At 34.0% G+C, this 18983-nt stretch carries 19 protein-coding genes; 16 read left to right on the top strand and 3 right to left on the bottom strand.

Annotated elements, in window-relative coordinates; genetic code table 11:
• Positions 1–106: 106 nt before the first annotated feature.
• On the top strand, positions 107–925 hold the full coding sequence (locus CD032_RS07885) for an SDR family oxidoreductase (protein WP_019470100.1): 819 nt from the start codon (positions 107–109) through the stop codon (positions 923–925).
• Positions 926–1040: 115 nt separating this feature from the next.
• On the opposite strand, the gene CD032_RS07880 is transcribed toward CD032_RS07885, so the two are convergent.
• On the bottom strand, positions 1041–2117 hold the full coding sequence (locus CD032_RS07880; RefSeq protein WP_019470101.1) for a M42 family metallopeptidase: 1077 nt from the start codon (positions 2115–2117) through the stop codon (positions 1041–1043).
• Between the two features lie 199 nt (positions 2118–2316).
• On the opposite strand from CD032_RS07880, the gene CD032_RS07875 reads away from it, so the two are divergent.
• Positions 2317–2832 carry a thioredoxin domain-containing protein gene (locus CD032_RS07875; RefSeq protein ID WP_103211364.1) on the top strand — a complete coding sequence of 172 codons (516 nt, stop codon included), beginning with the start codon at positions 2317–2319 and terminating at the stop codon, positions 2830–2832.
• A 144-nt stretch (positions 2833–2976) separates the two neighbouring features.
• Here CD032_RS07875 and CD032_RS07870 read toward each other — a convergent pair whose 3' ends face one another.
• Positions 2977–4560: an FMN-binding glutamate synthase family protein gene (locus tag CD032_RS07870; protein WP_019470103.1), complete on the bottom strand. Its 1584-nt coding sequence runs from the start codon at positions 4558–4560 to the stop codon at positions 2977–2979.
• 178 nt (positions 4561–4738) lie between these two features.
• Between CD032_RS07870 and CD032_RS07865 the strand changes: the two genes are divergently transcribed.
• The 4 genes from CD032_RS07865 (at position 4739) to CD032_RS07850 (ending at position 8487) form a co-directional block, all read left to right on the top strand.
• Positions 4739–5512, top strand: a complete 774-nt coding sequence (locus CD032_RS07865) for a CPBP family intramembrane glutamic endopeptidase (RefSeq protein WP_019470104.1) — start codon at positions 4739–4741, stop codon at positions 5510–5512.
• 115 nt (positions 5513–5627) lie between these two features.
• Positions 5628–6275, top strand: coding sequence for an ABC transporter ATP-binding protein (locus tag CD032_RS07860; RefSeq protein ID WP_019470105.1), 648 nt, complete (start codon positions 5628–5630; stop codon positions 6273–6275).
• Entirely contained in the window at positions 6275–7048 is a 774-nt protein-coding gene (locus CD032_RS07855) for an ABC transporter permease (RefSeq protein WP_037540022.1), read from the top strand. The genes CD032_RS07860 and CD032_RS07855 overlap by 1 nt, the downstream gene beginning before the upstream one ends.
• A 257-nt stretch (positions 7049–7305) precedes the next feature.
• Positions 7306–8487, top strand: coding sequence for an MFS transporter (locus tag CD032_RS07850; protein ID WP_019470107.1), 1182 nt, complete (start codon positions 7306–7308; stop codon positions 8485–8487).
• Positions 8488–8639: 152 nt separating this feature from the next.
• Here CD032_RS07850 and CD032_RS07845 read toward each other — a convergent pair whose 3' ends face one another.
• Positions 8640–10010 (bottom strand): CitMHS family transporter, encoded by a 1371-nt coding sequence (locus CD032_RS07845; RefSeq protein ID WP_064264483.1) that lies wholly within the window; start codon positions 10008–10010, stop codon positions 8640–8642.
• Between the two features lie 409 nt (positions 10011–10419).
• Here CD032_RS07845 and CD032_RS07840 point away from each other — a divergent pair, with 409 nt between their 5' ends.
• The 10 genes from CD032_RS07840 to CD032_RS07795 all read left to right on the top strand — a co-directional run bounded on the left by CD032_RS07840 (position 10420) and on the right by CD032_RS07795 (position 18847).
• Entirely contained in the window at positions 10420–11016 is a 597-nt protein-coding gene (locus tag CD032_RS07840; RefSeq protein WP_019470109.1) for a YdeI/OmpD-associated family protein, read from the top strand.
• Between the two features lie 235 nt (positions 11017–11251).
• Positions 11252–11812: a TetR/AcrR family transcriptional regulator gene (locus CD032_RS07835; RefSeq protein WP_019470110.1), complete on the top strand. Its 561-nt coding sequence runs from the start codon at positions 11252–11254 to the stop codon at positions 11810–11812.
• Between the two features lie 179 nt (positions 11813–11991).
• Positions 11992–12879: a beta-keto acid cleavage family enzyme gene (locus tag CD032_RS07830; protein WP_019470111.1), complete on the top strand. Its 888-nt coding sequence runs from the start codon at positions 11992–11994 to the stop codon at positions 12877–12879.
• Entirely contained in the window at positions 12879–13832 is a 954-nt protein-coding gene (locus tag CD032_RS07825; RefSeq protein ID WP_019470112.1) for a 3-hydroxyacyl-CoA dehydrogenase NAD-binding domain-containing protein, read from the top strand. The genes CD032_RS07830 and CD032_RS07825 overlap by 1 nt, the downstream gene beginning before the upstream one ends.
• A 12-nt stretch (positions 13833–13844) precedes the next feature.
• On the top strand, positions 13845–14312 hold the full coding sequence (locus CD032_RS07820) for a thioesterase family protein (RefSeq protein WP_019470113.1): 468 nt from the start codon (positions 13845–13847) through the stop codon (positions 14310–14312).
• 289 nt (positions 14313–14601) lie between these two features.
• Positions 14602–15786, top strand: coding sequence for a betaine/proline/choline family ABC transporter ATP-binding protein (locus CD032_RS07815; protein WP_019470114.1), 1185 nt, complete (start codon positions 14602–14604; stop codon positions 15784–15786).
• On the top strand, positions 15786–16421 hold the full coding sequence (locus CD032_RS07810) for an ABC transporter permease (RefSeq protein ID WP_019470115.1): 636 nt from the start codon (positions 15786–15788) through the stop codon (positions 16419–16421). Before CD032_RS07815 ends, CD032_RS07810 begins: the two co-directional genes overlap by 1 nt.
• 15 nt (positions 16422–16436) lie before the next feature.
• Complete coding sequence (locus CD032_RS07805; protein WP_019470116.1) at positions 16437–17378, top strand: osmoprotectant ABC transporter substrate-binding protein; 942 nt, start codon at positions 16437–16439, stop codon at positions 17376–17378.
• Entirely contained in the window at positions 17378–18070 is a 693-nt protein-coding gene (locus tag CD032_RS07800) for an ABC transporter permease (protein WP_019470117.1), read from the top strand. The genes CD032_RS07805 and CD032_RS07800 overlap by 1 nt, the downstream gene beginning before the upstream one ends.
• A 15-nt stretch (positions 18071–18085) precedes the next feature.
• A complete protein-coding gene (locus CD032_RS07795) occupies positions 18086–18847 on the top strand; it encodes an alpha/beta hydrolase (protein WP_019470118.1) in 762 nt (253 codons plus the stop codon).
• Positions 18848–18983 lie beyond the last annotated feature (136 nt).

Genomic DNA, 18983 nt, shown 5'->3' with positions numbered 1-18983 from the left:
CATCTATGAATGCTTTATACAAAGGTTTTAAAATTGATTTAAAAAGGAAATGTATTACAGATAAATTAATATTGAACAGTAGGGAAATGAAAGGGGAAGTTCATAGATGAGACGATTAGAAAATAAGATTGCTGTGGTAACAGGCGCTAGTACTGGCATAGGATCTGCTTCTGCACAAATATTGGCAAAAGAAGGGGCACATGTTTTAGCGATTGATATTTCTGCATCTGTACATGATACAGTAAAAGTAATTAACCAGGGCGGTAATAAAGCTTCAGGATATAATGTAGATGTATCAGATGCACATGCAGTAGAACGGCTTGCGCAATCTATTAAAGAAGATTATAATCATATTGATATTTTATGTAATAATGCTGGTATTGATAATGCCGCTGGACGTATTCATGAATTTCCAATCGATGTGTTTGATAGAATTATGAATGTTGATTTAAGAGGTACATTTTTGATGACTAAATTCTTTTTACCACTAATGATGTCAAATGGTGGCTCTATCATCAATATGGCGTCATTTTCTGGAATTGCTGCAGATTTAAATCGTTCAGCATATAATGCTGCAAAAGCAGGTATCATCAATTTCACTCGATCAACAGCGATAGAATATGGACGTGAGCATATCAGAGCGAATGCAGTCGCACCAGGTACGATAGAAACACCACTTGTAGATAAATTAACAGGTACTAAAGAAGATGAACAAGGAAAAATATTTAGAGAAAATCAGAAGTGGGTTACGCCTTTAGGTCGTTTGGGCACACCTGATGAAGTAGGTAAACTCATTGCTTTCTTGGCTTCTGATGACAGTTCTTTTATAACTGGTGAAACCATTACAATTGATGGTGGTGTGACGGCATATACTTGGCCAGGAGAAATGTTGAGTGATGCGCGTTGGAAAGATTCTACAGAATAATTTAGAGTGAAAGTGATATTATTTGAGTTTAATAGTTATTAAGAAGCACCAAAAAGCCGTAAACATTAGTGGTAGCACTTTGTTTACGGCTTTATTTTTTATAGGTTTGAGTGGTTTACCAAATGATGTTATCTACGGCATCGTCGTTTAAAGATTTAACGATTTCAGTGACTAAGGCAACCGAATTTTTATAGTCATCTGTATGCAATACAGAGACGTTTGAATGCATATAACGTAGAGCGACACCAATAGAGACCGTAGGCACACCTTCATTGGCAACATGAATACTTCCAGCATCAGTACCGCCACCAGGTGTAGAATCTAACTGGATATCTATATTATGTGCTTTAGCTATTTTTTTAATATGGTTTGTAAAACCAACATGACCTATGTTTGAAGCGTCCATAATAATGACTACAGGTCCTTGTCCAATAGCTGTCTCGCTAGTTTGGCCAGACATGCCTGGTGTATCATAGGCAACAGCTACATCGACAGCAAGAGCTAAGTCAGGTTTAATCTTATTAGCTGCAACTTTAGCGCCACGAAGACCTACTTCTTCTTGTACGTTAGCGCCTGAAACTAAATTAATATCAATGGATTCTTGTTTAAGGTTGTTTAAAACGTCTACAGCAAGGGCGCAACCATAACGATTATCAAAAGCTTTGGCAGTTAAATACTTGCTATTAGCTAGTGTTTCAAACTCACTGTATGGTGTGATCATATTGCCAATTTCAATGCCGAATTGTTCAGCTTCTTTTTTACTTTTAACTCCAATATCAATGAACATATCTTTTATTTCTACATTTTTTTTACGTTCTTCGGGTGATAAAGCATGTGGTGGTTTGGAGCCAATAATACCTCTGATTTTCTTGCCTTCATCAGTTGTGACAGTTACTTTTTGAGATAACATCACTTGGTTCCACCAACCACCAATAGGTGTGAATTTTAAAAATCCATCTTTATCAATTTTAGTAACTACAAAACCAATTTCATCTAAATGACCTGCCACCATTAATGTCTTATTACCAGTAGAGGTCGTTTTTTTACCGAAAATACCTCCCAGATTATCTTCAATAATTTCATCACTTACTGGCGTCAAATAATCACGCATAAGTGTTTTCACTGCTTTTTCATGACCTGCAATACCGTCAACATTTGTTAATGATTCTAGTAATTTTATTGAATTGTTCATGTTATACCCCCTAATCAAATATTTATATTCATTTTATCATGAACTTCGATATAAGCTAATTGTTTGAGCTTTGTGTTATTAATTTAATTTACATAACATTAGATGAAGTTTACGTTGCACGCTATTGTAAGGCTAAACGTGTGCATTCAATACCTGTCCATGATTCAATATAATTATAAACAAAGTGGAGGGATAGACGATGACAGAAATTAATTATTTAACAATAGGCTCAGAATCAGCACCGATTAAAGTGGAGTCTTTTATCAATTTAGCTTGTCCATACTGTAAAAACTTCTTTTTCGCTGCAGACACTGTATTAAAGCCATTCATTGATCAAGGGAAGGTTCAACATACAATTAAACATTTTGATAAAACGAAGCAAGGCTTATTAAAAGGAACAATAGCAAATATATATTTAAACTATCAACGACCTGAAGAAACCTTAGATATTATTCGTGAGTTATACCAAAAACAAGCTCAATGGAAAGTAAGTTTTTCGACAATTGAAGCCAAAATGGAAGAAGAATATAATCTTACACCTCATAAAGAAGCTGACGATCGTTCGTTAGCGATTCATGAAGAAGCATTTGAAAGAGGAATTAAAGGCATTCCGACCGTTTTTATTAATGGTAATTTATTTGAATTCAATCCATTGGAAGATCAACAAGAAACGATAGAATCTAAGCTAACAAAGCAATTGAATCACTTTATATGATAATGAACCATCGGACTTAAATATCTATTTGCAAAATAAATACGTCTGGACATCAGTGATTCGTCCCAGACGTATGCTTATCTTATCCTTCGAAATGTTGTTGAAGCTTATTTTTAACAAAGGTGTTTCTTTTAATCTTTGAAGTTAATTATGATTTAGTAAGTTTAATTTATAATCATGTATGGATTGAATGTTACCGTCTTTCTTTTTGATAATGATGTGTTCTTTCGATATCTGAGTTGGGGAAGTTACACCTACAGCGGCAGCAATGTTAAATAAGCCTTCATGTAAACTGGTTACAAAATTAGTGACGCGGTATTTTTTTTCATCTATAATTAATCCCCTTTCACGTTTTGGATCTGTTGTTGCAACACCTACAGGACATGTGTTCATATGACACTGCCTACTCATAATACATCCGACACTAATCATCATACCTCTTGCAACGTTGACTAAATCAGCACCTAGACCTAATGCAATCGCAATTTTATCAGGTGTTACAAGTTTCCCTGAAGCAAATACTTTAATTCGATTGCGTATACCATACTTTTCGAGTACACCTGTTAAGATTGGTAAAGCAGTGAATAAAGGTAAACCTATGCCATCTTGCAATTCTTGAAATGTTGCACCAGTGCCTCCTTCGCCGCCGTCAATAGTAATAAAATTCGGAAACTGATTTGTTTCAATCATTGTTTGTGCGAGCGCTTCTACTTCTGATACTTTGCTGATTACAATTTTAAAACCAACAGGTTTTTGACCTACTTTTTGTAATTGTGTAACCCATTCTAATAAATCGGTTGGATTATCTATAGATTCAAAACGGTTAGGGGAATTAATCGTCCTCCAAGGTTCAACATTACGAATATCAGCAATTTCTTGTGTGACTTTATTACCTTGCATATGGCCGCCTCTTGTTTTTGCACCTTGTGCTAACTTGATTTCAAAAGCTTTGACCGTATCTTCATTTGCTAAAATTTGGAAAGCATTCATATCAAATTCTCCCGATTTATCTCGTACGCCAAATAAACCTGGACCTATTTGAAAGATGATATCTGCATCGCCCGATAAATGGTGTTTTGATAAACCGCCTTCACCTGTATTCATCCAAGTTCCAGCTTGTCCTAATCCTTTGGATAGCGCCGTGATTGCATGACTTCCTAATGCGCCATAACTCATTCCTGATTGACCAACAAGCCTTTTAAGTTTGAACGGATGTTTCAGTTCAGGACCTAAAATAATGGCATCTTCATCTGTTAAATAAAATGGATCTATCTCTGCTTTTGTGCGATGTTCGTCACGATTAAAGAGTCGTTCATTATCAATTGTATAAATAAATGATGAAATCAACGGTGATTGATTAATATGTAATTCTTTAGATTGCAACGGAAACATCGTATTTTGAATGTAAAACCCATCTTCATAATCCTTTTGTGTACCAAAACTAGTCATTCTTGAATTATATTTACCAGCTAATACAATATTGGTGTAATCATTACGAGAAAAAGGTTTGCCTTTGGTATCTGCTAAAAATAAATATTGGCGTAATTCTGGACCTATTTTTTCACCAAAATATCGAATACGTGCAAGTAATGGATAATTGCGTAAAACGCTATGTTGCTTTTGTCGTTTATCCTTAAAAAGCAATACAGCCCCTAAAACAAGTACGCTTATTAAACAAACGACAATGATTACGTTGACGATAAACTGTAAAATAGTCAAAATAGTCATGTAACATTCCCCCTTAATATAGTTATATAATACAATAAATTATGCAATTTACAATGTGTTCCACTGTAAAGGGGTAGAATGGTTAATTGTAATTTTCAAATAGAAAAGTAAATCAACTTATAATAATGATAAAATATTGTGTTATATTATTGTTAAACAGCTACAAGGAAGGTGACATATGACTGACAAATCATCAGCAACGCCATTAACCAAAAAGCATATATGGCAGCATCAGAAAATTGTTAAAAAAGACTTTTGGTTAATCCCTATATACATCATTGCTAATTATATTATACCACTTATATTAACGCTGATATTAATCGTATCATATGACATTTTTAATATTGGTAGTAAGTATCGTTTAAGTGATATGAATATACTGATTTTTGGTGGTGTTATTGCTGAAATATGTATCATCTTAAGTTTTTATGGCATGCATACTAAAGATAATATTACAGCAATTGTGATCAACAGGTTAAAATCAGTTCGTAAATATATTTTGCTTATTTTTATAGCATACATATCTACGCTCTTGTTGAATAATTTATATGATTGGCTTATGACTTTTTTACCGAAGTCATTACAATATCATGAAACACAGAATCAATTGATTTTAGAAGCACTATTTCAAGACAATTGGATGCTCCCATTTTTATTTTTAGATATTGTTATTTTGACGCCGATTATTGAAGAGTTATTATTTAGGCATCTCATCATTCATGAATTAGGTAAAAAAATTACATATGCTGCTGCAAGTGTATTATCAGTTATATTATTTGCTGGTATTCATGTATTAGGGGCTACATCCCCATTTGAAATCGGAAGCTATATTTTTATTGCGATTGGTCTAGTATTTGTATATTTGAAAAGTGGGAAAAACCTAGCAGTATCCATATCACTGCATACTTTTAATAATTTAATATCTTTTATTGCGATTGTATTTTTAAAATAATGTTTGCGTGTGATATTTAATGTTGTGTTTTGAATAAAACGATTGAATGCTACAATGATAGGAAATCAAACAGTCGTAATAGGGTATAAACTATATATGACCTAGGAGGTTCAAAATGTTAGAGCTTAGAAATGTTTCATACCAGGTGGATAACCGACAAATTATCAATAACATTAATTTGAAAATCGAAGCAGGAGAAACGATTGCGATTGTTGGGCCTTCAGGAAGTGGTAAAAGTACTTTGTTACGCTTAATGAATAATTTGATAAGTCCTACAGAAGGGGAATTATATTTTAATAATCAAGTATATGAAGATATTAGTCCAGAAAAGTTAAGAATGGAAATTAGTTATTTATTACAAGAAAGCGATTTGTTTGAAAGTACTATTGGTGATAACTTAGCTTTCCCCGCTCAAATTAGAAATGATAAGTTTAATCGTAAAAGAGCTAAAGCACTTTTGAAGTCGGTAGGGTTAGGTCATTATAACTTTGATACAAGCGTAAACCATCTTTCTGGTGGGGAACGACAACGTGTAACGATTGCGAGACAGCTAATGTATAAACCCAAAGTATTATTATTAGACGAAGCAACAAGTGCTTTAGACGTACATAACAGTGAAAAAATTGAATCTTTAATCTTTAAGCTTGCGGAGGAAGGTACAACAATTTTATGGATTACACATAGTAACGATCAAAGTATGAGACATTTCCAAAAGCGCATTAGAATTGTGGATGGACAAATTGAAAAGGAGGAGGAATTATGATGAGTACCACTGCTTTAGTACTTACTGCGACACTCCTACTTTTTCCAATCATCGTGTCATATAAAGAAAAATTACACATAATTAAAGATTTACTCGTTGCAACTTTAAGAGCAGTTGTTCAATTGGTGATTTTAGGTTATTTACTTCATTTTATATTTGATGTAAACCAAACATGGTTGTTGCTCTTGTTTGTATTGATCATCATTATTAATGCATCGTGGAACACGATCAGTAGAGCTTCACCTGTGATGCATCATGTATTTTGGATTTCTTTTATTGCCATATTTATAGGTGTAGCGCTACCATTAGTCGGTATTGTGATCACTGGCGCAATTGAATTCAAACCTAATGAAGTAATTCCAATTGCAGGCATGCTTGGAAGTAATGGTTTGATTGCTATTAATCTTGCGTATCAAAATTTAGATCGTGAATTCGTTAAAGAAATGAGTCAAATCGAAGCCAAATTGGCATTAGGTGCTAATCCAAAACTATCTTCCAAAGGAACGATCCGTGAAAGTATCAAAACGGCAATTGTGCCAACGATAGATTCAGTGAAAACGTATGGTATTGTTTCGATTCCTGGTATGATGACAGGGTTGATTATCGGTGGTGTAGATCCATTGGAAGCTGTTAAATTTCAACTTTTAGTAGTATTTATTCATATGACAGCGACAATTATGTCAGCGTTGATTGCAACATACTTGAGTTATCGTCAATTCTTTAATGAACGAGACCAATTAATTGCGCGACATATCCCCAAAGACAATCGCTAAAAGTTTTTGATGTATATTTGTTATAATAAACATGATGACAATTACTAAAATCAAATCTATTTGATGAGAAATTTTAAATTTAGATGAGCAGGAAACGTCAAGAAGTATCAAAATGGTTATTGATATTTCTTGCGTTTCCTGTTTTTTGAAATGAATTTAATAGCATGTATTGCTAAGTATTCATATATATTGACGAATGGTTTATAATGTAGCAGTTATAGAATTTTTGAAATCAGATTAAAGAGAGGAGGATATTTATGTCAGTTATGCGCATATTTACCTTTATATTAAGTATATTTATTGTAGGAATGGTTGAAATGATGGTTGCAGGTATTATGAACTTGATGAGTAGTGATTTACATGTTTCTGAAGCAATCATTGGACAATTAGTTACCTTATATGCCATTACTTTTGCAGTAGCAGGACCTATTTTAGTAAAGCTAACAAATCGTTTTTCACCACGAATGGTTTTATTGTGGGCACTGTTAACATTTGTTGTAGGCAATATCATTATTGCGATTGCGCCTAATTTTTCTATTTTAGTGATTGGACGTATCTTATCATCTGCAGCTGCAGCATTAATTGTGGTTAAAATATTAGCTTTAACTGCGTTATTAACTGCGCCACAACACCGAGGGAAAATGATTGGTATTGTGTATTCCGGTTTTAGTGGGGCAAATGTTTTTGGTGTGCCAATCGGGACAGTCATTGGTGATTTAGTCGGTTGGAGATATACGTTTTTATTTATTGTGATTATTAGTTTATTCGTTGGTATTCTAATGTATATATATGTACCGAAGCTAAGTGATCATCTATCGTCAAACACTGACATGGAGACAGGTTCAAATCGTTCAAACGCTTATTCTAAAGTGTTAAGACCCGTTGAAGTTACAAAATATTTAGGTATCACGTTTTTATTATTAGTAGCCAACTCGGTGACGTTTATTTATATTAATCCGTTAATCCTTTCCGGTGGGCATCAACTATCCTTTGTTTCTATTGCATTATTAATCAATGGTATTGCAGGTGTAATCGGAACATCAATGGGTGGCTTTTTATCAGATAGACTTACGAGCAAACGCTGGTTGGTTATTGCGACAGCCGTATTTATTGTTATGATGCTTATTCTTAATATGTTTTTACCAGGTACAGGTTTATTACTCATGATTATTTTCATTTGGAATATCATGCAATGGAGTACGAATCCAGCTGTGCAAAGTGGCATTATAGAACATGTTGAGGGTGATACGAGCCAAGTGATGAGCTGGAATATGTCTAGTTTAAACGCAGGTATCGGTATCGGCGGTATTGTAGGTGGATTAGTAGTATCGAACTTAAATGTCTACGCAACGACTTATTTTTCAGCTGCAATTGCGTTAGTAGCATTTATTTTAGTTATTAGCCTTAAAAATGTCGCTAAATACAATAAAGCATCATGATTTGAGCATGGGCTAATGGTAATATAAGACTGCAAAATTGAATTATATATAAATAAAACAGGGCGTGGAACATTGAAATGTAATTTCAGTTCGACACCCTGTTTTTTAAATTTTTGTGCAAATGTTTTTACTAAAGTCACACAGTTTAGAACTTAAAATGTAACGACTCCGATTAACATAGCGATAATTAACATGACGATGGCAAAACCCCATATCCAAAAGAACGCATACTTTATATATGTTCCCATATTTGCTTCTGCAAGCCCTACTGCTAACCATAATGCAGGTGAAAATGGACTGACAAACGTACCGATAATATTTCCAATTAACATTGCATATGCTGTTGACACAGATGACACACCAAACTGACCGGCTGTCTGTTCAACAATAGGTAAGATTGCGAAATAATAAGCATCCGTACTCGTTAATAAATCTAGTGGTACACCGAAAATACCGACAATAATGTGTAAGTATGGCCCTACGGCATTCGGTATAATGTGGATGAAGCTTACTGCTATTGCCTCAAGCATACCAGTTTCATTAAGTACACCTAAAAACATACCCGCTGCAATAATCACGGCAGCCATCATAAGTGCATTTGGCGCATGAGCCTTAAGCCTACTCATTTGTTCGTCTACATTTGGGAAGTTAATAATCAAAGCAATCGCAACACCAATCATAAATGCAAATTCAGGCGGAGCGATATTAGCTAGCATTACTACGATGATAGCGAGCGTAAGTATCACGTTAATCCAATTAATCCAAGGTTTCGTAACGGCAACACCACGAATTGGAAATTTAATATCTTGATCTTGTTCGTATATTTCAACCAATTTATGTATATCCACATCTTGTGTATTAGTTACTTCTCCCGAATTGATTTTACGTTGTATAATTGATTTTTCTCGAAAACCTAAAATTACAGCGAATAGTAAAACTAAAATAAAACCGATAATCTGAACAGGTATAACACCATACCATAATTCATTGACATTCTTAAAATGAATTACTGAAGCTGTACGAGCCATAGGACCACCCCAAGGCACCATGTTCATAATCGATGCACTCAGTCCGAGTAACAAAAGTAGTAGATACCGATTCATATTTAGTGCTTTATACAACGGTAATAATGCTGGTATTGATAATAAAAATGTTGTGGCTCCAGCACCATCGAGTTGCGCGAATATTCCGATAAGTGCAGTTACAATACAAACAACTACAACATTACCTCTAGTAAGCAAAATCAAACGCTTTACCAATGGTTTAAATAAGCCAGCGTCACTCATGATGCCGAAGAAAATAATTGCAAAAATAAACATGATGACGACGTTAATAACTTGATCTAAACCACTATTAAAGAATTTTACTAAATCGCCTATATTGTAACCTAATATGAGTGCACCTACACTCGGTATTAAAATCATGCCTACAACTGGACTAATACGTTTAGCAATTAGTAAACCAACAATGGAAATAATAATAATTAGTCCCATAATTGTTAGCCAAACACTCTCTTGTTGCATAAAATATCCCCTCCAAATATTAAAGCGCTTACAAAAAACTGAACAATGATTGTTCACACTTCTAAAAAGTGATTATTTATAAGTGTAACAGAGAAAAGCGAAGTGTATCAGTAATATATATAAATACTTATATAATTTTACTTATATTAAATTATAAGTAAAACAAATGTATTTTTGAATTGTATTAGTATGACAATATATAGGTTTTGTACCAGAGTAGTGTGAAGAAGATCAATAAAGGATTATCTAAATTGAGCACATTTAAAAATGGTTTAAAGAAATATTTTGAATTATTAAAGATATAAATAAGTATTATATTCTTAGAAAATAAGACGTTAACATGATATAAAAGATAGTATGGATTAAATGTATATATTTATAGTAAAATTAAAATAAAAGGCGGTTTTTTATGAATGAATCAATTAAAAACGATAAAGTAGATGCGTTTATTGAACGCTTAGATCAATGGCAAGATGCTTTTAAAGTATTAAGAAATATAATCAATCAAACAGAATTAACAGAAGATTATAAATGGATGCATCCTTGTTATACTTTGGACAATAAAAATGTTGTCATCATTCAAGATTTTAAACATTATTGTGCATTGTTATTTGAAAAAGGTGCCATTATGAAAGATCCATATCATACTTTAATTCAACAAACGAAAAATGTTCAAGCTGCTCGCCAGTTGAGATTTGAAAGTTTAGACGAAATAGAACAACGTAAAGATGAAATTGCTTGGTATGTAGAAGAAGCCATTAGAGTAGAAAAGTCGGGTGAAAAAGTACCGATGAAAACGACAGAAGAATTCGATATGCCTGAGGAATTGAAAAATAAATTAGAAGCTTCGTCAGAGTTAAAAGAAGCATTTAATAATTTAACGCCTGGAAGACAACGTCAATATATGTATTATATAGGTCAAGCTAAACGTGCTTCAACAAGGGAAAATAGAGTTGAAAAGTATATCAATCATATCCTAGAAGGTAAAGGCATGAATGATAAGTAACCAATTAAGCTATAGCATGACTTAAGTCTTCAATGACAAAAAAGTGTTCGTGGTTGTCAAAATTTTTTAATCGTATTTTGGTTGAACCAAACCATCGTATTTATTTAAAAATAGATATCGCGTCGTTTATAAAATCCAGATTAATCTTGCAACTTTGTCATTTATCGTTTATAGTTTGCTCAAATATAAATATAGTAGATGAATCAAGTAATATTTTGTAAGAGAAGGTGTAGATATGGCAAGAGTGTCTAAACGTATTCAACTATTAGAAGCAGCAGCGGCTATCGTAAATGAGCAAGGTAGTGAGTATTTAACACTTGATGCAGTTGCTAAAAAAGCAGGTGTTAGTAAAGGTGGTTTACTGTATCATTTTAAAAATAAATTCGCATTGATACAAGGACTTGTGGATCATGCAGATGAGTTGTATCGAAATAATGTGAATGAACATGTTAAAAATGAGTCACAAGAAGTTGGCAAATTATTGCGTGCATTTATTGAAGCTACTAGAGAACACCGTTCAGAAAATGCATCAATTACTTCTGGTATGCTGGCTGCACAGGGTATTAATAGTAATTTATTATTACCACTACAAGATACCTATAAAGATTGGCAAGAAAAAATTGAAAAAGATGGCATTGATAAAGTCGATGCAACAATCATACGTTTAGCAGTGGACGGCTTATGGTTATCGGAAATATTTGGACTAGACGCACTTGATGAAACAATGAGAGCAAAAGTTTTAGAACGACTAACATCTTATACAGAAAACAAACAAATCGAATTAAAAGATGCATGAAAAAGTTGAAATTATAAAAAAATAATAAAATTTTCGATTCGTTGAAAGTATTGATGCTATAGGGATAAGTGATGAGAAACCATCACTTATCCCTTTTTTTAGCTGTAGCAAGGGTTGAAACTAAACCGTCCGGTTGGTACACTATCAACTGTGATCAAAACTCTGTTGGAGGTTTATATATGAAAAAAGTTATGCTAACAGCAGCTTTAACAGGTGCTGGAGATACTGTAGAAAAAAATAAAAGTGTTCCTGTAACACCTCAGGAAATTGCAGATTCAGCAATTAAATGTGCGAAAGCAGGGGCTACTGTTGCACACATTCATGCACGTGACCCAGAAACAGGCGGCATAAGCCATGATGTTGAATTTTTTAAAGAAGCAGTAAGATTAATAAGAGAAGCTGATGAAGATATTATTATTAATATTACTTCAGGTGGTGGCGGAGATTTTATCCCTAACCTAGAAGATCCATATACAGCAGGTGAAGGTTCAGATATGCAAACACCTGAAGAAAGACATGAAGCGATTGGCGCATTATTACCAGAAATGTGCACACTTGATTGTGGTAGTGTGAATATGGGTGACGCTGTTTACTTAAGCCCAGCTGATTGGTTAAGAAAACAAGCACAATTAGTAAAAGATGCAGGTGTAAAACCTGAATTAGAATGCTTTGATAGTGGGCATATTTCATTTGCAAAACAATTAATTAATGAAGGTCTCATTGAAGGCGAACCCATGTTCCAATTCTGTCTAGGTATTCCATGGGGTGCTGAAAACGATGCAGAGACAATTGAATATTTTAAAACACGTATTCCTGAAAATGCGCATTGGTCAGCTTTTGGTATTGGGAGAATGCAACTACCTACTGTAGAAGAAGCGGCGAAACGTGGTGGAAATGTCCGCGTAGGTTTAGAAGATAACTTGTATTTATCAAAAGGTGTTAAAGCTTCAAATGAACAACTAGTTGAACGTGCAGTTGAAATACTAAAAACATTAGATATAGAGCCAATGACACCGGCTGAAGCGCGTGAGCAATACCAACTTAGAGATCCTAAAGGAGGCAAATAATGAAATTTGCAGTTGTAGGTACGGGCGTTATAGGTAGTGGTTGGATTACGCGTATTTTAGCGCATGGTCACGAAGTAATTGCGACAGATCCCAGTGAAGGTGCTTATGAAAGCATGTTAAAACAAGTGAAACAAAACTGGCCATATGCTGAGCAACAAGGTTTAGCAGAGGGTGCGTCTTTAGAGAATTTATCGTTTACGGTAAGCTTAGAAGAGGCTGTTAAAGATGCAGATCATATTCAAGAAAATGTTCCAGAAATTGAAGAACTAAAAGCACAGGTATTATCTGAAATCGATACCTATGCACGTCAGGATGCCATTATTGGTTCTAGTACTTCTGGCATTATGCCTTCAGAATTACAACAAAATTTAAAACATCCTGAACGTTTGGTTGTTGCACATCCGTTTCACCCAGTATACATTTTGCCATTAGTTGAAATTGTACCTGGTAAAGAAACAACTGAAGCTGTCACAGTAGAAGCAGAAAAAGTGTACGAAAGCATTGGTATGGATGTGCTACATGTCAGACATGAAATTGAAGGACACATCGCAGATAGATTGATGGAGGCACTATGGCGAGAATCATTACACATTGTTAATGAAGGAATAGCAACTACTGAAGAAGTAGATAAAGCATTTACCCATGCAGCAGGTTTACGTTATGCACAGTATGGACCATTTATGACATTCCATCTTGCTGGAGGAGAAGGCGGTATGCGTCATATGCTGAAACAATTTGGTCCAGCATTGAAGAAACCATGGACAAAATTAATTGCGCCTGAACTAACTCAGGATTTATATGATAATGTGGTGAATGGTTGTGAAACGGCTTCACAAGGGCAAACGATGTCAGAATTAGACCAAAAGCGTAATGAATTCTTAGTTAAAGTGAAAGAATTAGCTGAAGCATATTGGCCAGAAGACACTGCATCAATGAAAAAGGGTATTAAATAATTGGAGGTTCATATGACTCAATTTCAATATCAAACCACTGTTAAAGATATTTGGGTCGATCATAATCAGCACATGAATGACGCTGAATATAATCGAGTATTTAGTGATGCCACAGATGCATGGCTGGCATCACTAGGCTTAGATGTGAATACAATTAAAAAATTGAATTATACAGTGTTCACTTTAGAAAATCATGTAGTGTATTTAAAAGAAATAAGCGTAGCTGAACTTATTACTGTGAACGTAAGTCTATATGATTATGATGCCAAACGTTTACATGTTTTTATGACTTTAGTAGATGCTCAAAATAACCGTTGTGCAACATATGAAGTAATGCTTATGGGCATGGACACTACAATAGGCAGACCTGCAGCTTTCCCTGAACAAATAAAAAATGCTATAGATGATTATACTAAAGTTGGAACAATTCATGAAGCGCCAAAAGAATTAGGCCGACTGATTGGCATAAAACGAAAATAATATTTTTGAAACATTGTTTTGAGCTATTGAATTGATAATTAATTTCAATAGTTTAATTAACAAAACTTAAGGTTATAAATTGTTTATTTTCATTTGTTGAGTTATCTTAATAGATATAGGATGAAAAAAATTAGTCAAAATTGATATTTTTGACCAACACATGAATAAAGTAGGGCTAGTTGTGCTACATGTTTTTACTTATTTTCGGATTTGTATAACATCCACAGTTAGCCTTATATTTATAAATGAAATGTTAAATGTAAATACAAAAATAGAAAGGAATTAACACATGTTAAGTATAAAAAACTTATCTAAAGTTTATGGTGGCACAAAAAAAGCTGTAGATAATATATCATTGGAAATCGAATCTGGTGAATTTATAGCGTTTATCGGTACAAGTGGGAGTGGGAAGACCACTGCTTTAAGAATGATAAATAGAATGATAGAAGCTACAGAAGGCGAAATTGCAATCAATGGTAAAAATGTGCGCAAAATGAACGCCGTTGAATTACGTAGAAAAATTGGTTATGTGATTCAGCAAATTGGTCTAATGCCTCATATGACCATTAAAGAGAATATAGTCTTAGTACCTAAATTATTAAAATGGTCAGATGAAAAGAAAGAAAAAAAAGCTAAAGAATTGATAAAATTAGTAGATTTACCAGAAGAATACTTAGATAGATATCCTTCACAATTGTCTGGAGGACAGCAACAACGTATTGGTGTTGTGCGTGCTTTAGCAGCTGAACAAGATGTTATTTTAATGGATGAGCCATTCGGTGCGTTAGATCCAATTACGAGAGATACATTACAGGATTTGGTTAAAGAACTGCAACAAAAATTAGGTAAAACATTTATTTTTGTCACACATGATATGGATGAAGCGATTAAATTGGCAGATAAAATTTGTATTATGTCTGAAGGAAAAGTCGTTCAATATGATACACCAGATAATATTTTACGACATCCTGCAAACGATTTCGTACGTGACTTTATTGGTCAAAATAGATTGATTCAAGATAGACCTAATATGAGAACCGTCAAAGATGCAATGATCCGACCAGTAACTGTACATGCAGATAGTTCATTAAATGAAGCGGTTAAGGTTATGAGAGATCGACGTGTCGATACATTATTTGTCGTAGGTAATAATGATAGATTACTTGGATATTTAGATATAGAAGATATTAACCAAGGTTTACGAGCTCATAAAGAACTCATTGACACAATGCAACGTGATATATACAGAGTAAGAGTAGATAGTAAATTACAAGATACGGTGCGTACGATATTAAAACGAAATGTAAGAAATGTACCAGTTGTAGATAGTGATGAAGAGACATTGATTGGACTAGTTACAAGAGCAAACTTAGTTGACATCGTTTACGATAGTATTTGGGGCGAGTTAGACGAAGATGTTAGTGCACAAAAAAATGCTATTGTTGAGCCCGATAATGTAGGAGCTGATAAGTAATGAAAGATTTTGTAGAGCAGTATGGTGGTCAACTGATATCAAAAACCGTTGAACATTTCTATATCTCAATCATCGCTTTGTTAATTGCTATCGTCATCGCTGTACCATTGGGTATTTTATTATCAAAAATGAAAAGAACATCTAATATTGTGCTAACTATTGCTGGTGTGTTACAAACGATACCAACATTAGCAGTGTTAGCAGTCATGATTCCAATCTTTGGTGTGGGTAAATTACCTGCAATTGTAGCTTTATTTATTTATGTATTATTGCCAATCTTAAACAATACTGTATTAGGTGTGCAAAACATAGATGATAACATTAAAGAAGCAGGCACAAGTATGGGTATGACACGTTTTCAATTAATGAAAGATGTGGAATTACCGTTAGCCTTACCGCTTATACTAGGAGGTATTCGTTTATCTTCTGTTTACGTAATTAGTTGGGCAACTTTAGCCAGTTATGTAGGCGCAGGTGGTTTAGGTGATTTTGTATTTAATGGATTAAACTTGTATGACCCATTAATGATTGTAAGTGCAGCAGTATTAGTGACTGCTTTAGCATTGATCGTAGATTTCCTACTGTCACTAGTAGAAAGATGGGCTGTACCTAAGGGATTAAAAGTATCCAGATAATTTAAGGAGGACATTATGAAGAAATTGAAACAATATTGTATTGTGCTTGTGTTGTGTCTGACGGTCTTATCTGGATGTAGTTTACCAGGATTAGGTAGCAACAGTTCAGAACAAGATATTAAAATCACAGCACTTGCAACAAGTGAATCACAAATTATGTCTCATATGTTGAGACTGTTAATAGAACACGATACAAATGGTGAAATTAAACCCACTTTAATTAATAATTTAGGATCAAGTACCATTCAACACAATGCGTTAGTAAATGGTGACGCGAATATGTCAGGTGCTAGATATAATGGTACTGATTTAACTGGTGCCTTAAATGAAGATCCAATTAAAGATCCTAAAAAAGCTATGAAAGCAACTCAAGATGGTTTCCAAAAAAAATTCGACCAAACCTTCTTTAACTCTTACGGTTTTGCTAACACATACGCATTTATGGTCACTAAGGAAACAGCAGAAAAATATAATTTAGAAACTGTATCTGATTTGAAAAAACATCCTGAACTTAAACTCGGTATAGATAGTTCTTGGTTAAACCGTGAAGGTGACGGTTATCCTGGATTTACAAAAGAATATGGTTTTAAATTTGATACTATCAGACCAATGCAAATTGGTTTAGTATATGATGCATTAAACTCTAATAATTTAGATGTAGCTGTAGGTTATTCAACGGATGGACGTATTGCAGCATATGACTTAAAAGTTTTAAAGGATGATAAACAATTTTTCCCACCATATGATGCAAGTGCGGTTGCTACGAATGAATTGTTAGATAAACATCCAGAGTTAAAACCAATCATCAATAAACTAGACAAAAAAGTTTCGACATCTGAAATGCAAAAACTTAATTATCAAGCAGATGGTGAAGGACAAGAACCAGCAGTCGTTGCTGAGAACTTCTTAAAAAAACATAATTATTTTGAAAATGATAAGAAAGGTGGTCAAAACTAATGGAAGGTAATTTATTACAACAATTAGTAGAATATTATTCAGTCAACTATGGCTACCTTTGGGATTTATTTTTAAAACATTTATTAATGTCTGTTTACGGTGTACTCTTTGCATCTATTGTTGGTATTCCAATTGGTATCATAATTGCAAGATATAGTAAGTTTTCTGGTGTTATTATTACTATCGCGAATATTATTCAAACCGTTCCGGTTATTGCAATGTTAGCGATACTCATGCTTGTCATGGGATTAGGTACTACTACAGTCGTGGTAACGGTATTTTTATATGCGCTATTACCGATTATAAAAAATACTTATACAGGTATAATGGGTGTTGATGCGAATATTAAAGATGCTGGTAAAGGTATGGGTATGACGCGAAATCAAGTATTAAGAATGATTGAGTTACCTTTATCACTCTCAGTCATATTAGGTGGATTAAGAATTGCACTGGTTGTTGCAATTGGTGTTGTAGCAGTTGGTTCGTTTATTGGTGCACCTACATTAGGTGACATCGTTATCCGAGGAACAAACGCTACAGATGGTACAACGTTTATCTTAGCTGGTGCGATACCAATCGCATTAATCGCTATTATTATAGATGTCGGTTTAAGATTATTGGAGAAACGTTTAGATCCTGCACATAAAGCAGAAAAAAGAGGTAAAACTAAGCCGCAAAGTATTAATGAATAGAAGGTCGTGAAATCATTGGCACTATTATCGATTAATTACAATTCAAAGACAATAGGTATGCATCATCATTTTATGGTAATTCTTCCAGAGGTTGAAAGTTATTTTAAAAAAGGTACACAGCCTAAACCACTAAAAACACTATTATTACTGCATGGTTTGTCTAGTGATGAAACTTCGTATATGCGTTACACAAGTATAGAGCGCTATGCGAATGAGCAACAACTTGCAGTTATTATGCCTAATGCAGATCACAGTGGTTATAGTAATATGGTTTTTGGTCATAAGTATTATGATTATGTGCTAGAAGTACTTGATTATGCACATCAAATTTTACCTTTGTCACAAAAGAGAGAAGATAATTTTATCGCTGGTCATTCCATGGGAGGTTACGGAACAATCAAGTTTGCATTAGCTGAGGGACATCGATTTGCAAAGGCTTGTCCCTTATCGGCAGTATATGATGCTCAGACGTTCATGGATTATGATTGGTACGATTATTCTGGAGAAGCAATTGCAGGTGTTTCAAAAAATGCTACAGGTAATGACTTGGACCCATATTATTTAGTTGACCAGGCAATTCAACAAGGTAAAGAGATACCAGATTTATTAATTATGTGTGGTACAGAAGATGCACTACATGAAGATAATAAAAAATTTATTAAATATCTAGATGAAAAGCAAATTTCATATTGTTTTGAGGATGGGCCAGGTGAGCATGATTATGCTTATTGGGACTATGCTATCAAACGTGCTATAGACTGGTTAGTAAAAGGGTAATATATGGTGAATCATATCACTAAGTAACGTTTAAAGTCGAGACGACGAAATCAATTTAAATACAAAATGGCTAATCCACTTGATGATGAACTGCACCCTGTCAAGTAGACAGTGAAAAAAACAAAATGTTTATGGC

Origin of the sequence: Staphylococcus cohnii subsp. cohnii (assembly GCF_002902365.1) — a bacterium.
In the GTDB taxonomy this organism is placed as follows: Bacteria; Bacillota; Bacilli; order Staphylococcales; family Staphylococcaceae; genus Staphylococcus; species Staphylococcus cohnii.
The sequence above is the reverse complement of the archived record's forward strand: the minus strand, read 5'-3'. Positions and strand labels throughout refer to the sequence as shown.

What these genes read in the sequence shown, in the direction of transcription:
- CD032_RS07885 (WP_019470100.1), top strand. Translation starts at nt 107, where the DNA reads ATGAGACGATTAGAAAATAAGATTGCTGTGGTAACAGGCGCTAGTACT.
- CD032_RS07880 (WP_019470101.1), bottom strand. Translation starts at nt 2,117, where the DNA reads ATGAACAATTCAATAAAATTACTAGAATCATTAACAAATGTTGACGGT.
- CD032_RS07875 (WP_103211364.1), top strand. Translation starts at nt 2,317, where the DNA reads ATGACAGAAATTAATTATTTAACAATAGGCTCAGAATCAGCACCGATT.
- CD032_RS07870 (WP_019470103.1), bottom strand. Translation starts at nt 4,560, where the DNA reads ATGACTATTTTGACTATTTTACAGTTTATCGTCAACGTAATCATTGTC.
- CD032_RS07865 (WP_019470104.1), top strand. Translation starts at nt 4,739, where the DNA reads ATGACTGACAAATCATCAGCAACGCCATTAACCAAAAAGCATATATGG.
- CD032_RS07860 (WP_019470105.1), top strand. Translation starts at nt 5,628, where the DNA reads ATGTTAGAGCTTAGAAATGTTTCATACCAGGTGGATAACCGACAAATT.
- CD032_RS07855 (WP_037540022.1), top strand. Translation starts at nt 6,275, where the DNA reads ATGAGTACCACTGCTTTAGTACTTACTGCGACACTCCTACTTTTTCCA.
- CD032_RS07850 (WP_019470107.1), top strand. Translation starts at nt 7,306, where the DNA reads ATGTCAGTTATGCGCATATTTACCTTTATATTAAGTATATTTATTGTA.
- CD032_RS07845 (WP_064264483.1), bottom strand. Translation starts at nt 10,010, where the DNA reads ATGCAACAAGAGAGTGTTTGGCTAACAATTATGGGACTAATTATTATT.
- CD032_RS07840 (WP_019470109.1), top strand. Translation starts at nt 10,420, where the DNA reads ATGAATGAATCAATTAAAAACGATAAAGTAGATGCGTTTATTGAACGC.
- CD032_RS07835 (WP_019470110.1), top strand. Translation starts at nt 11,252, where the DNA reads ATGGCAAGAGTGTCTAAACGTATTCAACTATTAGAAGCAGCAGCGGCT.
- CD032_RS07830 (WP_019470111.1), top strand. Translation starts at nt 11,992, where the DNA reads ATGAAAAAAGTTATGCTAACAGCAGCTTTAACAGGTGCTGGAGATACT.
- CD032_RS07825 (WP_019470112.1), top strand. Translation starts at nt 12,879, where the DNA reads ATGAAATTTGCAGTTGTAGGTACGGGCGTTATAGGTAGTGGTTGGATT.
- CD032_RS07820 (WP_019470113.1), top strand. Translation starts at nt 13,845, where the DNA reads ATGACTCAATTTCAATATCAAACCACTGTTAAAGATATTTGGGTCGAT.
- CD032_RS07815 (WP_019470114.1), top strand. Translation starts at nt 14,602, where the DNA reads ATGTTAAGTATAAAAAACTTATCTAAAGTTTATGGTGGCACAAAAAAA.
- CD032_RS07810 (WP_019470115.1), top strand. Translation starts at nt 15,786, where the DNA reads ATGAAAGATTTTGTAGAGCAGTATGGTGGTCAACTGATATCAAAAACC.
- CD032_RS07805 (WP_019470116.1), top strand. Translation starts at nt 16,437, where the DNA reads ATGAAGAAATTGAAACAATATTGTATTGTGCTTGTGTTGTGTCTGACG.
- CD032_RS07800 (WP_019470117.1), top strand. Translation starts at nt 17,378, where the DNA reads ATGGAAGGTAATTTATTACAACAATTAGTAGAATATTATTCAGTCAAC.